The organism is Lachnoclostridium phytofermentans (assembly GCF_000733755.1).
Classification (GTDB): domain Bacteria; phylum Bacillota; class Clostridia; order Lachnospirales; family Lachnospiraceae; genus Lachnoclostridium; species Lachnoclostridium phytofermentans_A.
Window position 1 is genome coordinate 428607 of the sequence record NZ_JPOF01000002.1, and the last position, 21551, is coordinate 450157.

Genomic DNA, 21551 nt, shown 5'->3' on the forward strand with positions numbered 1-21551 from the left:
TATATCAACCTTTTCCATTTGTTTTATTTTTTCCTGTCATTTCTGACAAGATCTGCTTAAAGTTAATTTCTTTCTTCACCTCGGCCTCTCCTTTGTATAAGAGTTCCTCTTCGGAAAGTTCAGTGATGAAGGTAATATTATCTTTCGTAATTGATATCACGACATAGCGTGTCCCTATCTGAATAATCTGTAAAAACTTATTCTGCGTAATCCGGTAAGTATCAATCACTTTAAAATTACTATGTTTTAATTGTTTTAATTGCTTATTTGCAACTAATTTCGTTGTAAAATAACAACCAACAACTATGAAAATAAACAACAGAAGCAATCCAAACAACTCAAACCAACTCTTGATAGGATCATAGCCTGGAAGAGGCGAATTTGCCTCTGTTGCAAGAAAAATCTGAACGAGGGAATACATTAGCCTATCGCCTTCTTAACCGCCTCAAGTACACGGTCCGCTTGGAAAGGTTTTACGATAAAATCTTTCGCTCCGGATTGAATGGATTCTATCACCATTGCTTGTTGTCCCATCGCTGAACACATAATAACTGTAGCTGTTGGATCCGCTGCCTTTATCTTCTTTAATGCTTGAATACCATCCATCTCTGGCATAGTGATATCCATCATTACCAAATCAGGCTTTGTCTCATTGTACTTATCTACAGCTTTTAATCCATTCTCTGCTTCTCCCGCGATGGAATAACCATTCTTTGTAAGAATATCTTTGATCATCATTCTCATGAAAGCTGCATCATCACAAATTAAAATACTTTTTGCCATAACTTTGTTTCTCCTATTCTTTGATCTGTAATAGTTGTAAGCAATTTTTTATTCCTGCGGTAAAAAATTGTTTTACTTATTTAATAATATCTGTAACTCGAATACCAAATGCTTCTTCGATTACAACTACTTCACCTTTGGCGACGTACTTTCCATTTACCAAAACATCAATTGGTTCACCAGCGAGTCGATTTAATTCTACAATAGTACCTGGTGCAAAATCAAGTATTTCTCGGATAGATTTACTAGTTCTACCAAGTTCTACTGTAACCTCCAAAGGCACATCCAATAACAAATCAATATTCTCTGTCTGTAACAGAGGACTTCCTGTATTAACAAACGGTTGAAACTGTGCGGGTGCGATATTTACATTTTGCACCATCCCTTGAGGTGCTTGTTGCATTCCCATACCTTGTAAAGATACCCCTTGCATAGCCATTCCCTGAAGTGGCATCCCCTGCATTTGTTTCATCTGTGGTTGATTTTGTGGTGCTTGCATATTCATAGCATTTCCCATGTCTTGTGTAAATGAAGTGTTATTAGTAGCTTGTACCGGAGCAGATGTCACTTGCTCTTCTTTTATTGGCTGTTGAGAATATCCAGTGGCTGCGTTTGTTTCCGTTTCAGTGTATCTCATGAACTGTTCATATAGATCTCTAGCAAAATCAAATGGATATAATTGCATTAGCTCACTATCCACTAGATCACCTATTACCATACGGAAGGATACTTTCACAAAACGACCTTTTAAAAATTCAGCGATATCTCCACCATCAATGACCTCTGGGATATCCACAAGACTAGCTACTGGAGGAGAAATATCCACTTTCTTTTCTAACATAGACGATAAAGAAGTAGAGGCAGAACCCATCATTTGATTCATTGCTTCACCAATAGCACTTAAATGTAGTTCCGATAACTCTCCCTCACTATTTTTACCATCACCACCCATCATTAAGTCAGTGATGATTTTTACATCTTTTTCTTTTAAGACCAAGATGTTATTTCCATCTAAGCCATCCTTATAGTAAATTTGAATAAAAACACATGGGCGATCGTACGCTGACAATAAATCTTCCCACTTAGCATAGGATACCATTGGAGTTGTAATAGTAACTTTTTGATTTACCAAGGAAGAAAGCGTTGTTGCTGCAGTTCCCATACTGATATTTGACATTTCTCCTAGAGCATCAATTTCAGAATCCGTGAGTGATTCGAGATCAGCAGCGGTTTCTATATTTTCGGTACCCATGCCATTTAATAGAGCGTTAATCTCTTCTTGAGATAACATACCATCCATCGATTTGCTACTCCTCTCTTATTATAGTTGAGATTTTTACTGCATAAGAATCCGATGACGCGCCAGGCATGGCTGTGAATTTTTTAATATTACCCACATAAACACTGAGTTCATCGTCAATCTTTCGATCCAGTTTAATAATATCACCTTTTTGCATTTGAATTAACTCATTTAACGAAATACTACTTTTTCCAAGTACTGCTTTCACTGGTATTCTAGCTTTCGCAATTGCAGTTTCAATGAACTCTTGGTAATTGGAATCCCCTTTTTCCTGCATTGTTGAATACCAATATTTCGTATTTAACTTGTCAATAATTACTTCCAAGCAGGCATAAGGAAGGCAAACATTCATCATACCCTCAATATTTCCAATCTTTATATTCAATGTTACGATTGAGGCCATGTCACTTGGTGATATAATCTGCGCAAATTGTGAGTTTGTCTCGATACGAATCAATCTAGGATTTAGTTTTACAACATTTGCCCAAGGTTCTGACAAAATATTTGTCATAACCGTAAAAATTCTCTCGATAATAACCAACTCAATTTCAGAAAAATCTCTGGATTTTTCAAGTGGATTACCACTACCTCCAAGCATTCGGTCGACTATTGCATAGCCAACATTTTCTGCTAATTCAATTATAATATTTCCCTCCAGCGGAGAGAAATCTATGATACCAAGCAAAACAGGGTTGGACAGCGCATTGGTAAATTCCTGATACACAACTGCTTCGGAGTTAATAACCTCGACTTGTACATTCTTTCTAAGATATGCCGGCAGATGAGTTGACAACAATCTGCCATAATGTTCGAATATAATATCAAGTGTTCTAAGGTGTTCCTTCGAAAACTTTGAAGGACGGTGGAAATCATAATTCTTTATTTGTTTCTCACCTGTATCCTTGAATTCATCTGCATCAAGTTCACCACTGCTAAGTGCAGCCAACAGATTGTCTATTTCGCTTTGGGATAATACATCTCCCATTGTTTAGCCTCCCAACCTCAAGAAATCTGTTCTATTCAGTAACGAAGTCACTAAATGATACACTAATAATAAAATCAGAACCAAAAACATCATCTTGAAGTACTTTTAATACATCGGCTTTGATATTCTCTTTGTTCTCTTGCACGTTATTAATTGTATACTTCTCAACTTCAGTACGAATCACTTCTTTAATTCTGCCCTCATTGGCTTCCACTAAAGGTTCCATTTTACTATAATCCTTATGATTCTTATTCATCACAAGTGACCACTTAACTACAGCATAATGTGTTTTAGAATCACCCTGTTCTTTTTTAAGGTTAGCAGTTAAACCAGTAATATCGGTAGGTTTATAAGTGTCGATATCAGAGATGGAAAGTTTCTCTTCCTTCACAACCACATTCTCAAGTTCAAGATCAACTGTTTGTGCCACCTTCGTGATTAATCTGTTCGTCTGTTTTACATTCGGTAGAAATACAAACAGCATGACTATCATTAATGTCATATTAATTAATGTAGTAGCAAGTATAATTACCGTTAAGATATTCTTTTTCATAGGAAATACCTTGCCTTTCAAATTTCTTTCATCTGCCTAGTTAATTCAAAGGCTTACTTAGTTTGTATTAAGAGAATTATATATTCTAATCTCGATACGTCTGTTTTTGGACCTTCCTGCTTCCGTACTATTGTCTGCGATTGGATCATATTCTCCTCGACCAATCCATTCGATGTTCGCTGGATTAATACCTTTTACATCGATTAAATACTCTGCAGCATTGATTGCTCTCGCAGCAGATAATTCTTTATTACTACGATAGACTCCAGAAACAACCGGTACATTATCGGTGTGTCCAATGACCGAGATTCGATATCCTTTATAGGTTTTTAAGATATCACCGACTTTTGAGAAGATTGGAATAGCCTCACTCTTAAGCTGAGCTTTACCAGAATCATAAAGTAAAGAACCACTTATATTGATCAGAACATATTGACCTCCTGTTTGGTCTGTCTCAATATCTAGATAATTATCTAGATTATATTGAGTGCTCATCTCAGAAATATTATCATACATCTTATCAGTCTCGACTTTGTTTGCTTCTGTCAAAAACTGCTTCAGTTCCTCAATTTCTTCTCCTTCTGTATCCTCTGTTGTTTTTCCCATATTAGAGAAATACTGTTCAAACTCATTTAATTGTGCAACTCCCATGTTAATTAACTGTCCATCTCCTATGGAGGATTGCCCCCCATTAAAAATACTAAAGCTACTGGATAAAGAAGCAGCAATCTGATTAAATTTCTCTTCATCTACATTAGACATTGCAAAGAGTAATACGAAAAAGCAGAGAAGTAGGTTCATCAGGTCTGCGAACGTATTCATCCATAATGCTGCTGGCTTTGCTTCATCTACCGATTTTCTTCTAGCCAATCGCTTCACCACCTTCTTGTCCTACTAACTCATTACGTTTTGTAGGGGACAGGAAGGACTTTAATTTTTCTTCAATTACTCGAGGGTTCTCACCAGCCTGAATTGACAGTAAGCCTTCCACCATAACTTCCTTCATCATGATTTCACTCGCATTGTTTGCTTTTAATTTATTCGATACAGGGATACAAATCCAGTTAGCTAACATGGAACCATAAAATGTGGTAACTAACGCTACCGCCATATTAGGTCCAACAGAATTTACATCCTGCATTTTACTAAGCATGTTAATCAAACCGATCAATGTACCAATCATACCCCAAGCAGGACCCGCTGCACCAAGGTTATCCCAAAAACCTATGATAGATTTATGCCTTTCTTCAATACACCCTAGTTCTGTTTCCAAGATGCTTCTTACCAATTCAGGATCTGTTCCATCAACGATGAGAAGAACTCCCTTTTTCATAAATTCATCTTCAATACTATTTGCTGCCTCTTCAAGCGCTAATAATCCTTCTTTTCTAGCAACGTTAGATAAAGTAATAATGCTATCAATTGTTTCCTTCTCATTCGAAGGAAGTGGTTTTAATATCAAAGCAAAACTCTTTAAACTATTCAAATATGTTGAAAAACTAGGACTCATTGCTAAAGCCGAAAAGAATGCACCACCAAAGGTAATTAAGACTGAGTCTCGATCAATGAAACCCATAAGCGCACCAAAACCATCCTGTATCGTGATACCAAAGATAACAAGAACCAGTGTTAGCACTAAACCAACCACGGATGCCAAATCCAAAAAAACCACCCACCTATCGTCAAATATTCACTTTCTAATTTAGCAACAGAAACTATGTATCTTATCTATTGTCTCTGTATTTTTTATATCTTTAGCACTTATTTGTGCTTCTTTTTCAAAATTACCATTTTCGATATTATTCATCATTTTGCGATATTGTCTGACAGAAAACTTCTTTTTTATATAATTTTACTAGACTTACTACATTTTGTCTACTTTCTTTTACGAATATTTTTTTTCCATTCACTAAGGTAATTACTGTATCTGGAACCTCTTCTATGATTTCAATTAAATCACAATTTAGTGTAAATGGTATATCATTTAACCTAGTAAGATTAATCATGATATCCTCCCTTCCCTCGTTAGAACTTCCTGCATCCAAAGCCGTTGCATCAGACACAGGAAGTTAGGCGGCGTTTATTGACGCCTTAGAAATTCTCTTCACTCTTATCTCTTCAGATTAATTAACTCCTCAAGAAGGGTATCTGAGGTTGTTATTATTCTTGAATTTGCCTGGAATCCTCTTTGTGTTGTTATCATTTCAGTAAACTGCTGTGAAAGATCAACATTCGACATTTCAAGTACACCTGTTATAAATTTTCCACCAGATGATGTGATGTCCTCACCAACACCGTTAAACTCCCCAGAGTTAGGTGTTGCTGCAAACATATTGTTTCCAATCGCTTCTAATCCGGCTGGATTTGAGAACGTAGCAACGACAACCTGTCCAAGCAATTTACGGTCTCCATTGTCGTAAGTACCAAAAATCATACCTTGCTGATCAACGGATATACCAGACATATTACCGGCTGCTTTACCTGCACCTGATCCATCATCTTTGGTTCCCTTTGTGGATTCCACTGTTGTTGTACCACTGTTGTTATACATAGTAATGGAAGAGAAATCAATTTTTACTTCTTTAAATGGATCAGGATCCGCATTAATTTTGAACTTAATGCTAGATGCATCCTCAGCATCATCCCCTACACTAACAAAGTTACCATTTGCTCCATTAAATTTAAGATCGATTTCATCACACTCAACTTCTAAAGTACCATCTTCATTTACGGTAACAGAACCACTACCACTTCCAAAATTAAAATCCGTAATATTGGAAGCTTCGTATGTAATATCACCAGTGTCTGGATCAACTATTTCCTTTACGAAGATAGAATCCCCATTCTTATCATAGATGTTTTGAATGGTAACCTTATAATCACTCGTGGAATCTTCACTTTGTTTAATTTTCATCTCAGCGGTATAGCTGTTACCTAAATTATCAAAGAAAGACATATTCACGATACGACCTGCTTGTGATGTAAGGTTCGTATCCATACTATCGATGTTTCCATGAAGATAGATATCAGTAGTCGCTTCTGGAGCAGAATAAAGATTATCAGGTGACATAACACGAAGTGGTTTCACTGTGCCAGATACGGTCTTAGTCGGATCTTCTTGACTCGGCTCCCATCCCATTACGGTAGCACCAGTTGGGGTACATAAGGTACCTGCTGCATCTACATTAAAAGAACCTGCTTTGGTAAAAAAGTTGCCTACGCCATTATTTACAACAAAGAAACCATCTCCCTCAATCATCAAATCGAAAGGATTATCAGTTCTTTGAGATCCACCGGTTTTTGTAATGCTTGTTGTAATTGATGCAAGATTTGCACCAAGACCAACCTGCATTGCGTTAGTACCGGCAGTTCCTGTTTTTGCATTAGGACCAGAAGCACTTTTTGTTGTTTGATATAAAATATCAGAAAATGTTGCTGAACTTGCTTTAAAACCTACTGTGTTGACGTTAGATATGTTATTACCAATAACGTCCATCTTGGTCTGGTGAACTCTAAGTCCGGAAACACCAGAATATAATGATCTCATCATAAGAAAAAACCTCCTACTAGGTGAATGTGATTAGCTTCTGTCAATCCACTAATATCGCTTCCCGAAGGTCCAGCGTTTCATTCACATCTTTACATTATTACTGCACCGTCAATGTTTGTAAATACTTTATCCTCTCCATCATTCACTGCAGTAACTACGGTATTATTTTTAATATTTACTATAAATGCGAGATTGTCCACCATGACTAACGACTCTTTGATTCCTTTCTCACTTGCCCTTCTCGCTCCTGATTGTAACCGTTCTAATTGAGAACTAGTCAAATCAATATTTCTACTTAATAGGCGCTCATTTGCGTGTTTTGAGAATTTAAGCTCCGTAACCCTTGCAGTCGATTGCTGCTCCAATAAGATTTCACTAAAGCTCTTTCCACTTAGGTTTATGGAGGATGTCGTTTGCTTATTACTATTCGGCAGATATCTACTTGCTGCCTGTTCGATGGAGGTAAAGTTTTTATTTATTTGATTCATACTTATCACTACTCCTGTCGATTACGAAAACAAACCTTTGTTTCTCTTAAACTAATGCGTCTTCTGTGGGATTTGAATTATCATTATCGCCACTGCCATTATCTCCTCCGGATTCTGTGTTCCCATCTCCAGAAGGCATACTAGTTGCTTCAGAATTAACAACTTTAACATGAACCTGATCTGATATTGTGGTATATAATGAATCATTAAATACAACAGCAGGTTTATATTCTCCGTTTGGTAAAGAAGATAAGATATCTTTACTAATCGTCACCTTATTACCATCCAGTGTTACATGCTTTGAATCTAATATGAGGTTGTTAATGATGACAGCTACTTGATTAGCTACGGTTTCGCCTTCCCCAAGATTTACTTCAAAGGTAAGGTCACTTGGTTTGTCTGCATCAAATTCGAAATTCACTTTATTTGGAACCTTAGGTCTACCTTGTTCAATAATGTAGTTATTATCAACCACAGTATATAGCTGATCCAAATCATAAAGATCGCCATTTACAGAAAGTTTAGCTTTTAACTTTGACATATTTACAAAATCAACTGTTCCACTGACATAAGTAGTTTTTCCATTGCTATCTGTTGTGGTTAAGATAACATCTTTTCCTACCAAGTTAAAGGCTTGAGATTTATCCGTTGCCGCAGTTAAGTTTTGTAATTCTTCTAACTGAGAAAACGTTGCTAACTGAGATACAAACTCGGTATCTGTACTTGGATTCAACGGATCCTGATTCTGCATCTGACAAACCAGTAATTGTAAAAATGCGTCTTTACCAAGCTCTGAAGTTCCAACTTTCGTTTTATTTGTCGTTGTAATGGCACTATTTGCTTGTTCTAATATTCCTTCTTTGACACTACCTATAATCTCTGCCATATTACCCTCCTTTCCTGCGCATGTTTTCTGCGCATCCGAAGTTTGTGCCGAGGATCTCAAAGGCACGAAACTTCCTGTTGAAAAAACTCTGTTTTCTCAACTTACTCCATTTTACAAGTTAAGCCGAAGTGTCAAAATTTGAACCAGTTAAAACATCTAAGTTCTCTTTTTCCTCTTCTTCGATAGTAATATCTTCTAAACCATCTACTTGAAGAATTTTATTCGTTTTTGCCTTTCCTTGCTCGCTATTACTATTTTGTCCATCCATTTGACTACTTTGATTAAAAGAAAAGTTAGCAACAGTAACTTCAATTTCTTCTACTTTTAATCCTTGTGCCTCAAGGTTTTCTTTTAGTACTTGAATCTGACTTTCGATTGCTTCTTTCGCAACTTGAGTCTGGGTAATAAAAGAAGCTGTTAAAACGCCTTCTTTGGAGCTTATGTTCAGCTGTACTCTTCCAAGGTGTTCTGGATTTAACATCATATCCATCGAAGTTTGTGAAGGTTTTATCACTACTTTTATCTGTTCAACAATCTGATTCGTAATATTACGCAATTCTTGAATTGTTGTTAACCCATCAGAAAAATCAGTTCTTGTTGTCGTTACTGTCTGAGTTAAATGATTTAAAAACTGTTCTCCTGGCGTTAATTGCTTCTCTGATGTTTGATCCTTCTCTTGACTATCCATAGATTGATTTGAAGTACCATCTTTTGTCTGTTTTACAGCTTCAAACTTAAAGTCGACGGCACTTTCTTCCACCGTATCGGTATCATTATTTACTTCCCCGGCTTTGATGTTGTTATTACTAACACTATCAATAGGTTCCTCGGTATTCAATTCATCTTCCGATTGCTTAAGAAGAGATGCAAAATCTTTCTCCAGGTCTTGTAATGCTAAAACATCCTCTTGCCCAATACCAGATTGATCCATGATTTGATTCAGAGATTCTAATAACTGATTTAATGATTGATTTAAACTTTCATCGGTCAATAACATCGTGATATCTTCTGTACCAGCACTCGCAAGTGTTAATTGCTTTAGACTCTCTGGATTTAGTAAATCAAGCATGGAAAGCCCGAGAATACTCATAAATTCTGTTAGCTCTTCCTCCGTAATGGAAAGAGTCTTTAAAATTGTTTCTTTTATTTCCTCCACAGCTTTCGTAATACTGTCCGCTTGACTACTTAAGTCTTGTTTCTCTGTTTCACTAGATACCGGCTTTGCATCGGGAGTTTTATTCTCATTCGTTACAGGATTCTTTGTAGAATCTTGATTCGAGGATGTAATATTATCATTCGATACTTTCGTAGTAGCATCCTTATTCTTATCTTGATACGAGGCGTTCTCTTTTTCAGGCTTTGACTTAATTTCAGAGTTTCCTTGTAGCATCTTTTCAAAGGATAATGATTTATTACTATTCGTAGTCTTACTTTCAAAAGCAATTGAGCTTAGGAAATTTGCAGTATCTACTGCACCTTTGCCAACGGATTGCATCTGCACACGCGTTCCTCCTTTCTTTCATCATAATTTATGTAAAGCTTATAAAGCTTTGCATACCTTAATATTCAGCAAAAGACTTTGTAGCATCTATGTTTAGCTTTTATGTTTAATTTGTCAAACTTGCCTTAATACTATTTAACTTATCTTCATCCATATCAGCCATTTTCTTAAATATTTTTGCTGCATAGAGCTGATCCATCCTATCAAAAATCGCTGCACTTTCATCTGCTTTCATACTGAGTAATACTTTTGCGGTCCATTCGATATCAGCTGTCATCTCCTCTATCACTTGAGCAGCTTGAGATGGCTTCATTGTCTTAATAATTTTTGCTTTCTCTTTAATGCTTTCATCATATTGTAATTGTTCTAACACCAAACGATATATTTCTTCTGCTGTTGTTGGATTGATCTCTTCATAGTATTTTTTATATTCTTCAATACTTGGAGCTTTATCATTAAATACAACGTTCTTATCAAACGCTTTTACTCGTTCCTCAAATGCAAGTACATTATCTTCGAATACTTTTAACCTTGCAACTTCAGCTTCTAATTGGGCTATCCTATCGGTATAGGTTTTGTTAGACTGTGTTGCAGCATCTAACTCCACCTCCAATTCTTTAATTCGGTTAACAGCATCTGTAATACTTTCAAAAGGATAGTTTTCCTCCCATATCAACTGGTCTTCCGAAACTGGTGGCAATAAATATTTCATAATAGGAACATTTTTTAATGACGGACGTAATGAAGTACCGATGCCACCTACATCCAAGCGTAACAATACTCCTAAGAGAAGAAGCCATATCAACATAATACCCCCAACTACAAGAACTGTTGCCAGTGTACCACCTGATTTTTTCTTCTTATCCATATCATCACGTTTCTTCCTTGCCATTACACGTTCTCCTTTGCTTTCTTGCCATATTGGAAGCTGACTAATTCGTCAATCTCCTTCATTTCTTCCCCTGCATATTCTTTGAGATACCCATCAAAAGCGCTTTCTCTAAGTTTATCATGGGTTTTTCGTTCAATCATTGCAATTTTCAGTCGTTGCATCGCCAGTTCTACTGCTTGCTCTGCCTTTACTACAGCTTTTCTCTGTTGCTTAATCAACTGTTTCATTGACTCTATCGCATCTTCTAATCTTCGGATTTTCACTAAGTTTAGAGTTGAAGACATTGCTTCCGTTAGCTGAAATTCATAGGAATCCTTTCTCTCTATTAGTTCCATGAGCTTATGCTCTTCGTCCATTAATTTTGCTTTTGCAATGCCATAATCATTTTTTTCTTGCTCTTCTAGCTTATTTTTTATATTTAATATACTTTGCATTGGATAGACGAACTTCTTCATATTTAGCCTCCATGCTGCGACTATTTTAATCTTCAAATATGCTTTCTAATCTGTGTATGGTATCATCAAAGTCTGCTTTCTCTTCCACTTGTTGACATAGAAAATCATTTACCTGTTCAATCTTTTTTATAGCATAATCAATGTTTTTATTTGTACCAGATTTGTAAGCTCCAATATTAATTAAATCCTCAGCGTCCTGATACGTTGCTAATACCATCTTTAATTTACCAGCAAGCTGTTTGTGTTCCGAAGTCGCAATAGCGCTCATTACACGAGATATACTTGCTAAAACATCGATTGCGGGATAATGATTCTTTTGGGCCAGTTTTCTCGATAGCATAATATGGCCATCAAGGATACCCCTTGCAGTATCAGTAATTGGCTCATTAAAATCATCACCATCTACTAAAACAGTATAAAGCCCCGTTATAGATCCTTTGTCGCTATTGCCAGCTCTTTCTAAAAGTTTCGGCATCTCAGCGTAAACACTTGGAGGATATCCTCTCGATACCGGCGGTTCTCCACTAGCTAGTCCGATTTCTCTTTGAGCCATAGAAAATCTTGTTAAAGAGTCCATCATTAACAAAACATCTTTTCCTTTATCTCTAAAATACTCTGCAATCGCCGTTGCAGTCTTTGCTGCTTTTTTACGTATGAGTGCTGGTTTATCTGAAGTAGCGATTACTAACACAGAACGCTTTACACCTTCTGGTCCCAAATCTCTTTCAATAAATTCTTTTACTTCCCTACCACGCTCTCCTATGAGTGCAATTACATTAATATCAGCTTTCGTATTCCTTGCAAACATACCAAGTAAAGTACTTTTTCCTACACCACTACCGGCAAAGATACCGATACGCTGCCCTTTTCCTATCGTCAACAAGCCATCGACGGCTCGTACACCAAGTGATAAGACTTCTCCAATCAATTCTCTATCCATTGGATCTGGAGCTTTTGCATCAACAGGATAACTATCACTTAACGAAAGAGTGCTCATATCCATTGGATTACCTAAGCCATCTAACGCTTGACCTAGCAGTTCATCTCCAACTTTAACCAACAATGGCTCTTTACGGTTTAATACCATACTTCCTACCCCAATTCCTGTGATATCATCGTATGGCATAAGCAGAAGTCTGTCGTCTTTAAATCCGATAACTTCTGCTTTCACTGCTATATTACTGTCTTGTGAAATAATTTCACAAACGTCATTCACGTTGGCTTCAGGGCCGATAGATTCCACCGTAAGTCCAACTACCTTTGTCACCTTACCCAAACGGTTTGCATATGATTTCATTAGAAGTTCTTCATACTTGTTAAAATCTATCATTCCTACCCCTATTCCCGTACATTCTTTTGCATTATTACTTTTCTTTGTTTTCCTATTTCCCTGCTAATAATTTCATATCAGTCGCTAAATTCTTTAATTGGACATCTAAGCTACAATCTATGATACGGCTATCTGTCTCTATGAGACACTGTCCCTTTTTAAGAAGTCGATCCTCCACAATTTCAAGTTCCGTATTTTCTCTTAGTTTACATAGGATTTCTTCCTTTTTGGAACAAACTATATCAAACTCATCATTTGAAACACGGATAAGGTAGGAGCTACTATTTTCAATCGTAAGAAACTCCCTTTCGATTAAGTGGTACACGATTTCTTTCTTATCCTCTAATAAAACACCAGTAAAATGCTCCATAAAACCTAGAAACAGTTCTACAAAAGAAGGCTCTAATTCTCGTATCTTTTGCTCATACTCTTCTTTTAAACGATTCTTCTGCTCATTTAACTCAGAAAGCTTATTTTGATGTTCAATGAACGCTTCTTGCTTGCCTTTTTCATATCCTTCTTGCTTTGCTTTCTGCATGATATCAATTTTTATCTTCTCTGCATCAAGTTTTGCCTGATTTATCATACGAACAACTTCAGCTTTTGCTTGCTCAATAATTTGCTGTGATTGTTCCATCAACTTACGATTATTTTCAAGCATTTGCTCTTCCGTTTGTCGTATCAGTTCCTCTTCACTTGGCTTTTCTTCTTCCGATAATGCCTCGATTTTTATCGCCGATATTCCTTTAATAAACCCATCATTGCCTTCCTCACTAGACGCATGCTCACCTGTGATTTCAGCACTTTTATATCTACTGTCCAAAAACCTCTGAATGTGTTCTTCCGATAAGGTGTTAGTGTCAATCACCTTTTTTTCTTCTTCATACCGGATCGAATACGCCTTTATCACATTAGACAACGATCTCGTCACCTCCACCTCTGGAAATGATGATTTCAGCAGAGTCTTCCAGTTTTCTGATTATATTAACAATCTTCTGTTGAGCTTCTTCAACATCCTTCAGACGTACAGGTCCCATAAATTCCATATCTTCCTTAATCATAGCAGAAAGACGCTTACTCAAGTTATTGAAAATAATACTCTGTACTTCTTCTGTTGTACTCTTAAGAGCAACTGCAAGTTCGTTGTTATCCACTTCACGAAGCACACGCTGTATGGATTTGTCGTCCAGTGTAATAATATCTTCGAAGACAAACATTTTCTTTCGAATTTCGTCTGCAAGTTCTGGTTCTTCAAGTTCCAGATTCTCCAGAATATGTCGCTCAGTTCCACGGTCTACCGTATTTAAGATATCGACAATGGCATCAACACCACCTGCGATTGTGTAATCCTGATTTACTAAAGAAGATAACTTTCTTTCTAACACTCGCTCCACTTCTTTAATTACGTCAGGTGAAGTACGATCCATCTGTGCAATACGTTTCGCAACATCTGCCTGCTTATCGGGCGTTAAGGAAGAAATTATCGTAGCAGCCTGTCCTGCAGATAGATAAGATAATATAAGTGCTATGGTTTGTGGATGCTCATCCTGAATAAAGTTTAATAACTGATTTGCATCTGTTTTTCTAACAAACTCGAATGGACGAACTTGTAAAGAAGCAGTAAGTTTTCCAAGCACTTCTTTTGCTTTTTCTGGTCCCAACGCTTTTTCTAGTAAGTCTTTCGCATAAGTAATGCCACCCTCAGCAATATACTGCTGAGCAAGACATACCTGATAGAATTCATCAAGAATTGCTTCCTTTGTAGAAGGAGCGATGCTTCTTGTATTTGCTATCTCTAAGGTGAGTTGTTCTATTTCATCTTCCTTTAAATGTTTAAATATATTTGCCGAACGTTCCGGTCCTAATGCAATCAGAAGGATTGCAGATTTTTGAACACCAGTTAGTTCTGATGATACTTGCTTTAAAGCCATATCTTGCCTCCTTAATCAACCCCAACCGTCTGATAACCAATTACGAAGCAGATTTGCAACCGCTTCTGGATTTTCATCTACAAATTTTTCAATCATCCGTCTGGTCTCTGATTTTTCACTAAATTCAATATCATCTAAGGATTGATTTTCTTTTGTAGTAGCCAACAATTGTTCTACCGATAATTCTGGCTCGATTTCTGTCACCTCTACTGGTGCCATACCACGGAATACTACAAAGATTAAAAGACCTAAAATTAAAGCAGCTAGAATAATTTCTAATATTAACTGCCAGTTTACATCAGACTTTGGTGCAGGTATAAAATTCGGAACCTCCCACATAATTAGAGAGATATTATTCTCATTAATACCAGTTGCATTAGCAAATAATGTGTAATATTCTTCGTTTACTTCTAATTGTGTTGGTTCACTATTATTTAGCACATATTCTTCAAACGATGTGTCTTCTAAAAGACCCATGAGTTCTAAATCTTCCTCTTTGATGTCCTTCACACGTTTTAACGCAATAGCAACCTTGGATGTGTCATTGTTTACAATTCCCCATCCTTTTAGTGTCTTTGTAAGTTTTTCACTAGGAAGATAACTAATATTTAATTCATCATAACTGCTTTTACCAGATTCCTCAGTTTGTATGTAGTAATCGGTATCTGTATTCGAGTCAGTTCCTGGTATGTCTCCACTAGATCCTTTGTTTTCCGATGAAATCTTTTGATATGTTTGATATAACCCTTGCTCTAATCCTTCCGCTGCAAAATACTCACGAATTTCTTCTGTTGTTTTATCAAAATTTATATCAAGTGCGAAACTTGGTTCTACATAGTCGAATCCATTCATTAATCCAAAACGTACTACTCGTTCGGTATAATCATCCAATACCGCTTGACGAAACTCTAAACTCTTATTTGTGTAGTCGCTTTCTTCATCTTCTGGTCCATTGTATAGTAAATTACCATACTGATCGATTACTTTAACCTTATTCGTAGTTTCATTTCCCAAACTATTTGCAACTGTAATTGCAATAGCCTCTGCAGAAGATTTCTTAAATTTATCATTGATTGTAAGAAAAATACTGCAACTAACTTCTTTTTCTGTCTCTAGGATACTTGTTCTATTATCGGAAGGCAAATAACTGATTCTCGCATCATCAATTCCTTCCTGATTCTTTAATAATTCTTCTAAATCACCTTGAAAATATAAATGAAGCTTTGTTTGCTTATCATAGTTTGTGGTAGACATATCATTGTCTAGCAACTGTTCTAAGCTTAGCTTTGCTTTCGAAGCAATCTCACTATCTGCAATTAATAGCTTAGCCTCTGTCTTCTTTGTTTCATCTACTAAGACTGTTACACCATCGTCTTTCAACTGATAAGCGATGCCGTTCTCTTTCAGAATATCAATTGCTTGTTTCGCAGTTTTGGTATCCTCTAATTTTATGAGCTCTACATATTCCGTTCTACCAAGTAGAAAGATAAGAAGTAATAAAGCGCAGATGACGGAACTTACTGCACTGATAATAATTACTTTTTGTTTTTTACTATATTTCTTCCATATTTCTAATAAGCGAACAGGTATCTGTTTTATTCGTTCCTACATTATTTAACCCTCGTATGCTAAAATTGTAGTTGCATAATCTCCTTGTATGCGTCCAAAACCGCGTTGCGCACTGCTACGGTATACTGCAAGGAAATACTTGCTTTTGTCTGTGCTATCTGCAAGTCATGAGTGCTATTTGTCAATCCCATCGCATAATCCATTGCTGCCTGTTCTGCTTGATCTGTATATGTTTGCGTTTCTTTTATCATATCAAGTGCAGACTGAAACATGGTCTCAAATGCTTGATTACGATTTTTTGTTGTACTCTCAGAACCATTTATACTACCATTCTTAAGAGAACCAAGTCCTTGAACAGATGAAATACTAGTGATATCCATTGAAATCCCCTTTCCCTAATTTACTTGCCTACTTCAAGACCTTTTAAAAGCATATTTTTTGTAGCGTTAAAAGCTGTAACATTAGCTTCATAAGAACGAGTTGCACTGATTAAGTTTGTCATTTCAGTCACCGTGTTTACATTAGGCATTGTTACATATCCGTCTTGATCTGCATCTGGGTGGGATGGATTGTATACTCGTTTCATTGCTGTTACGTGATCTTCTACTATTGCGGTAACCTTAACCCCATTCCCCTGCTTGTCAGAAGCTCTACCTGCAGCTGTTTGTGCTAGCACTGTTCCAAAGCCATCTGCCTCTCTTTCCGAAAATACAACGGTTTTTCTGCGATATGGGTTACCATTCTCATCTCTTGTAGTTTCAACATTCGCAATATTCTGAGAGATAATATCCATTCTAAGCCGCTGAGCCGACATACCACTTGCACTTATATTCATGCCATTAAAATAAGACATTTCATTACCTCCCTATCTATCTTGATAATACCGTTCTTAGACGTTGGAATTCCTGAGTCATAGTTTGTAATAAAGTATAATAACGAATTTGATTATCTGCTAAATATCCTTCTTCTACATCGATATCCACGTTATTTTCATCGTAACGATAGCTAAGCTCTTCTCTGTCGGTGTAAATCGATCCATTGAGCTTTGATAGATTGGCTTTCGCAACTCGCTTATCCAAATCCTCATTTCCCTTTAATTCCTTTTGTAAATATGATTCAAAGTTTAAATCTTTACGTTTGTAGTTCGGCGTATCATTGTTGGCTAAGTTATTTGCTAACAATTCCTGGCGAATCACAGTAGCATCCGCAGCTTTATCCAACACGTTAACATAATTGAATGCGTTCGAACCAATCATTTTTCTTCTCCCTCTTTCTAACTAGATAGTAATTACCTAGTAAACTTTTTGCATTTATTTACACTTAAATAAACTATCTCATAGATATTTTTCCATTGTTGTGATTGTCTGACATTTTTAATCAATAATCTTGATTACTATTATAAATAAATGCCAAATAAAACACAAGATATATTTAAAAAAAATGATGAATTATACTAGAATTTGTATTTTTTGGAAAATAAATGGATCTTCTTGTCGTATAAATGAATTATATAATTTCTGACAACTTTTAAAAATAAGTAATATGTACTATTAAAATTTTCTTACAATATTATTACGATGAAAAGTGAGTAAACGATACTGTTTCATAATTTTGCATAAATATCAACGATTACTTTTTTCCTATGAAATTGAATAAACTATTCCATACAATTTGTTTATTAAGCGCTTTTTTATCATTTGCCTAAAATTTTAAACAAACCATTACTATAAATCCCCCTTGTTTTGTTCCTATCTTATTACCTAAATAAGAATTAGGAAACATTAAACATAAAAAAACAGACTCATAAGATTGACTTATAAGTCTGTTATGATTTATTGCATCTTTTTTAATTCTTCAAAAACCACATCATTGAGAACTTTAATGTAAGTCCCCTTCATACCAGAAGATCTTGACTCAATAACACCGGCACTCTCAAATTTTCTAAGAGCATTTACAATAACAGATCTTGTAATCCCTACGCGGTCTGCTATCTTGCTAGCAACTAAGATTCCTTCGTTTCCTTCCAGTTCATCAAATATGTGAGTGATTGCTTCTAATTCAGAAAATGATAGTGTGCTGATTGCAGAACGTACAATATGTACCTTTCTGTTTTCTTCGGCATTTTCTTCATTCACGGAACGCATCATTTCAAGTCCTACTACGGTAGTACCATACTCACTTAAAATTATGTCGTCAATTGAATATTGGTCTTTGTTCTTATATAAGAACAAGGTACCTAGTCTCTCACCGGCGATGTCGATTGGAGTAATAATTGCCTGATAATCATTTACACCGTCAAATTCAAAACCTAAGGTTGCTAAATTCACATTTTCTTTTGTTGATAAAATGTTTAGTAGACGTTCATTCAACATTCCGTCGATGTAACCACCTACTGCATCTTTAATTAATTCATTAATCGGAGCAATATCTGCTCTGTTTTTAATTCCTAATACTTTTCCCTTCTTGCTTATCACAAGAATATTGGACTCAAGTATATCACTGAGTACGGAACAAATATCATTAAATACTACCTTGTGCGAGTTATTATTGTGTAATAACTTATTAATTTTTCTGGTTTTATCCAACAACTGTACGCTCATGTAAGAACCCCCGTGACCTTATTTTGGCCTAATTCATAACATACATAACACATGTGGTATAATATACCTTTTCGTTTATATAACATTCTATCACATTCTTTTTTAAAAAACAATAGTAAATTTGTTATTTTGACACACATTTCACAACTTTGTTTCTGTTTTTTTAAAAAGTTGAGACTTTTTGAAAAAAAATGAGATTGTATCTAGTTCTCATACAATCTCATTATAAACTATTAGGCAAGTGAAAGTTTCAATAAAAGTTCAGAGTTATCTCTCTTTTACCTACTATTTCAAATCTTTTTACTGTTTCATTCTTCTTTCGCATCATTTTCTACATGTCCGCAGCTTTCATTTACACAAACAAGTTTTTGCCCCTTTTCTACCATAATGCCATTGCAGTTTGGACATAGTTTACTAGATGGTTTTTGCCATGACATAAAATCACATTCCGGATTATTCTCACAACCATAGAATCTACGGCCTTTTTTTGTTTTCTTAATTATAATATCGCTACCACAGAGCGGGCAAGCAACTCCAATTTTTTCAAAGTAAGGTTTTGTATTTCTACAATCCGGAAATCCAGGACATGCTAAGAATTTTCCATGTGGCCCATATTTAATTACCATATTTCTTCCACATTCCGAACAAATTACATCTGTCGTTTCATCCTCAATTGTAATCTGCTCCAATTCTTTTTGCGCATTTTGTACTGCACTTTCTAAGTCTGGATAGAAATTACTTACCACTGTCTTCCAGTTAACAACACCATCTTCGACACCGTCTAATAATGCTTCAAGATTTACTGTAAAATTCACATCAACAATCGTTGGAAAAGCCTGTTTCATAATTTTATTCACAGCTTCACCAAGCTCTGTTACATAAAGATTCTTATTTTCTTTAATGACATAACGTCTTGCTATAATGGTGGTTATCGTAGGTGCATAAGTACTTGGTCTACCAATTCCTAATTCTTCTAGCGTCTTTACTAATGCAGCTTCCGTATAATGTGGTGGTGCCTGTGTAAAATGTTGGCTAGAGTTAAATTCCTCAAATGTCAATTGTGTTTCTTCAGACAAGGACATCATATTGGAGGTTGTTTTTTCTTCCTCCTCATCCTCACTTACATAAACAGCCATAAAACCATCAAAGATCAGCTTTGAAGAGGACACAGTAAATCGATAACCATTCGCATCAATTTTCGCTGTTGCAGTCTCATATTTCGCTGGTTGCATACGACTTGCAATAAATCTCTTCCAAATTAACTGATATAGGCGAAATTGCTCTCTGCTTAAAGACTCTTTTATAATTACCGGTGTTAACTCTACATAGGTTGGTCTTATTGCTTCATGAGCATCTTGGATTTTTTTTCCAGTTGCTTTGTTAACGTCTTGACTATTCACATACTCTGGTTTGTACTGAGTTTTTATAAATTCTCTTGCTGCTGTATCTGCTTCCTCCGACACTCGAATAGAGTCTGTACGAAGATAGGAAATCAAACCGATGGTTCCATGTCCTTTTACATCCACACCTTCATATAATTGTTGGGCGATTCTCATGGTCTTTTGAGTAGAAAAGTTTAATAACTTTGCTGCCTCTTGTTGTAATGTACTAGTGGTAAATGGCAACGGAGCTTTTTTTTGGCGTTCTCCACGTTTTACTTCCGTAATTTTAAACTGAGCATCCTTTAAATCTTCTAATATTTTATCCATCTCTTCTTTGGATTCTATGGTGAGTTTCTTTTTCGTATCTCCATAGAATTTAGCAATTAATGGCTTTTTTTCACCTTTTACTTTAAATGAAGCATCTAAGTTCCAATATTCCTTTGGAACAAAATCGTTGATTTCTTCTTCACGGTCACATATGATTCGAAGTGCTACAGACTGTACTCTACCTGCACTTAGGCCCCTCTTTACCTTAGCCCAAAGAAGTGGACTTATTTTATAACCTACCATTCGGTCTAACATTCTTCTTGCTTGCTGGGAATCTACAAGATTCATATCAATCTCACGGGCTTCTTTGATCGAGTTCTTAATTGCGTTTTTTGTAATTTCATTGAAAGTAATTCGGCTTGTACTTTTATCATCAAGCTTTAACGTTTGTGATAAATGCCAGGATATTGCTTCTCCCTCACGGTCAGGGTCAGTCGCGAGATATACTTTATCTGCTTTTTTTACTTCTTTACGAAGCTTTGCAAGTAAATCTCCTTTTCCTCGAATCGTAATGTACTTTGGTTCAAATCCATTCTCTACATCGATTCCCATTTGGCTTTTTGGTAAATCTCTTACATGACCATTAGAAGCAAGAACTTCATAATTATTTCCTAAAAACTTTTTTATTGTTTTTGCCTTAGCAGGTGACTCCACAATTACTAAATATTTTGGCATTGTCTAACTCCCCTCATCTATATCATTAGGCAATTAACTCATAACATGTTACTTAGCTTAATTGTCTAACCTAATTTTCTATTTTATTTAACTTTTTCATTTATTTCCAATTCTTTGGCTCTAAACTCAAATAATCATATACTATTTCTAATTTGCTTTCAAGTAAAATTTTATTAAATTTGTAAATGATAGTATTACACATTCCGATAATATATCCTATATCTCGTAGTAAAACAACATTTCTCTAAGAGATTCTTGTCTATTTTTTCGTTACAAGTATATGAACTATCTTGTCTTTTTATTATTGGTTTTCATATATTCTCTCGATATGTTTAAATTATTCC

The 21551-nt window shown here is 35.8% G+C and carries 23 protein-coding genes; all 23 read right to left on the reverse strand.

From position 1 onward, the window contains the following. Window positions 1–4: 4 nt before the first annotated feature. The 23 genes from CC92_RS0104530 to topA all read right to left on the reverse strand — a co-directional run bounded on the left by CC92_RS0104530 (window position 5) and on the right by topA (window position 21207). Window positions 5–421 (reverse strand): flagellar biosynthetic protein FliO, encoded by a 417-nt coding sequence (locus CC92_RS0104530; protein WP_051650840.1) that lies wholly within the window; start codon window positions 419–421, stop codon window positions 5–7. Continuing rightward, window positions 421–783 (reverse strand): response regulator, encoded by a 363-nt coding sequence (locus CC92_RS0104535; protein ID WP_029504208.1) that lies wholly within the window; start codon window positions 781–783, stop codon window positions 421–423. Before CC92_RS0104535 ends, CC92_RS0104530 begins: the two co-directional genes overlap by 1 nt. 76 nt (window positions 784–859) lie before the next feature. Further along, entirely contained in the window at window positions 860–2083 is a 1224-nt protein-coding gene (gene fliY / locus CC92_RS0104540) for a flagellar motor switch phosphatase FliY (RefSeq protein ID WP_029504207.1), read from the reverse strand. Window positions 2084–2090: 7 nt separating this feature from the next. Next, window positions 2091–3068: a flagellar motor switch protein FliM gene (gene fliM / locus CC92_RS0104545; RefSeq protein WP_029504205.1), complete on the reverse strand. Its 978-nt coding sequence runs from the start codon at window positions 3066–3068 to the stop codon at window positions 2091–2093. Between the two features lie 31 nt (window positions 3069–3099). Then, on the reverse strand, window positions 3100–3621 hold the full coding sequence (locus tag CC92_RS0104550; RefSeq protein ID WP_029504204.1) for a flagellar basal body-associated FliL family protein: 522 nt from the start codon (window positions 3619–3621) through the stop codon (window positions 3100–3102). Between the two features lie 57 nt (window positions 3622–3678). Next, window positions 3679–4500, reverse strand: a complete 822-nt coding sequence (locus CC92_RS0104555) for a flagellar motor protein MotB (protein WP_242841399.1) — start codon at window positions 4498–4500, stop codon at window positions 3679–3681. Further along, a complete protein-coding gene (locus tag CC92_RS0104560) occupies window positions 4484–5284 on the reverse strand; it encodes a motility protein A (RefSeq protein ID WP_029504202.1) in 801 nt (266 codons plus the stop codon). The genes CC92_RS0104555 and CC92_RS0104560 overlap by 17 nt, the downstream gene beginning before the upstream one ends. Before the next feature lie 136 nt (window positions 5285–5420). Next, window positions 5421–5627, reverse strand: coding sequence for a flagellar FlbD family protein (locus tag CC92_RS0104565; protein ID WP_029504201.1), 207 nt, complete (start codon window positions 5625–5627; stop codon window positions 5421–5423). A 104-nt stretch (window positions 5628–5731) separates the two neighbouring features. Then, window positions 5732–7171, reverse strand: a complete 1440-nt coding sequence (locus CC92_RS0104570) for a flagellar hook protein FlgE (RefSeq protein WP_029504200.1) — start codon at window positions 7169–7171, stop codon at window positions 5732–5734. Window positions 7172–7260: 89 nt separating this feature from the next. Further along, window positions 7261–7659: a TIGR02530 family flagellar biosynthesis protein gene (locus tag CC92_RS0104575; RefSeq protein WP_029504199.1), complete on the reverse strand. Its 399-nt coding sequence runs from the start codon at window positions 7657–7659 to the stop codon at window positions 7261–7263. A gap of 46 nt (window positions 7660–7705) precedes the next feature. After that, window positions 7706–8545, reverse strand: coding sequence for a flagellar hook capping FlgD N-terminal domain-containing protein (locus tag CC92_RS21420; RefSeq protein WP_051650837.1), 840 nt, complete (start codon window positions 8543–8545; stop codon window positions 7706–7708). Window positions 8546–8663: 118 nt separating this feature from the next. Next, window positions 8664–10040: a flagellar hook-length control protein FliK gene (locus CC92_RS0104585; protein ID WP_242841398.1), complete on the reverse strand. Its 1377-nt coding sequence runs from the start codon at window positions 10038–10040 to the stop codon at window positions 8664–8666. A gap of 112 nt (window positions 10041–10152) precedes the next feature. Next, window positions 10153–10938, reverse strand: coding sequence for a hypothetical protein (locus tag CC92_RS0104590; protein WP_051650836.1), 786 nt, complete (start codon window positions 10936–10938; stop codon window positions 10153–10155). Further along, window positions 10938–11393, reverse strand: a complete 456-nt coding sequence (fliJ, locus tag CC92_RS0104595) for a flagellar export protein FliJ (RefSeq protein ID WP_029504193.1) — start codon at window positions 11391–11393, stop codon at window positions 10938–10940. The genes CC92_RS0104590 and fliJ overlap by 1 nt, the downstream gene beginning before the upstream one ends. Window positions 11394–11418: 25 nt before the next feature. Then, window positions 11419–12723 carry a flagellar protein export ATPase FliI gene (gene fliI / locus CC92_RS0104600; RefSeq protein ID WP_029504192.1) on the reverse strand — a complete coding sequence of 435 codons (1305 nt, stop codon included), beginning with the start codon at window positions 12721–12723 and terminating at the stop codon, window positions 11419–11421. A 52-nt stretch (window positions 12724–12775) separates the two neighbouring features. Next, the gene (locus tag CC92_RS21425; RefSeq protein ID WP_242841397.1) at window positions 12776–13633 is read right to left on the reverse strand and encodes a FliH/SctL family protein; all 858 of its coding nucleotides are present in this window, start codon (window positions 13631–13633) and stop codon (window positions 12776–12778) included. A 1-nt stretch (window position 13634) separates the two neighbouring features. Next, on the reverse strand, window positions 13635–14654 hold the full coding sequence (fliG, locus tag CC92_RS0104610; protein ID WP_029504190.1) for a flagellar motor switch protein FliG: 1020 nt from the start codon (window positions 14652–14654) through the stop codon (window positions 13635–13637). A gap of 15 nt (window positions 14655–14669) precedes the next feature. After that, the gene (locus tag CC92_RS0104615; protein ID WP_081842057.1) at window positions 14670–16253 is read right to left on the reverse strand and encodes a flagellar M-ring protein FliF C-terminal domain-containing protein; all 1584 of its coding nucleotides are present in this window, start codon (window positions 16251–16253) and stop codon (window positions 14670–14672) included. A 29-nt stretch (window positions 16254–16282) separates the two neighbouring features. Further along, a complete protein-coding gene (gene fliE / locus CC92_RS0104620; protein ID WP_029504187.1) occupies window positions 16283–16603 on the reverse strand; it encodes a flagellar hook-basal body complex protein FliE in 321 nt (106 codons plus the stop codon). 20 nt (window positions 16604–16623) lie between these two features. Further along, on the reverse strand, window positions 16624–17076 hold the full coding sequence (flgC, locus tag CC92_RS0104625; RefSeq protein ID WP_029504186.1) for a flagellar basal body rod protein FlgC: 453 nt from the start codon (window positions 17074–17076) through the stop codon (window positions 16624–16626). Between the two features lie 16 nt (window positions 17077–17092). Beyond that, complete coding sequence (gene flgB / locus CC92_RS0104630; RefSeq protein WP_029504185.1) at window positions 17093–17479, reverse strand: flagellar basal body rod protein FlgB; 387 nt, start codon at window positions 17477–17479, stop codon at window positions 17093–17095. 576 nt (window positions 17480–18055) lie between these two features. Continuing rightward, window positions 18056–18823 (reverse strand): GTP-sensing pleiotropic transcriptional regulator CodY, encoded by a 768-nt coding sequence (gene codY, locus CC92_RS0104635; protein WP_029504184.1) that lies wholly within the window; start codon window positions 18821–18823, stop codon window positions 18056–18058. Between the two features lie 308 nt (window positions 18824–19131). After that, window positions 19132–21207, reverse strand: a complete 2076-nt coding sequence (gene topA / locus CC92_RS0104640) for a type I DNA topoisomerase (protein ID WP_029504183.1) — start codon at window positions 21205–21207, stop codon at window positions 19132–19134. Between the last annotated feature and the right edge of the window lie 344 nt (window positions 21208–21551).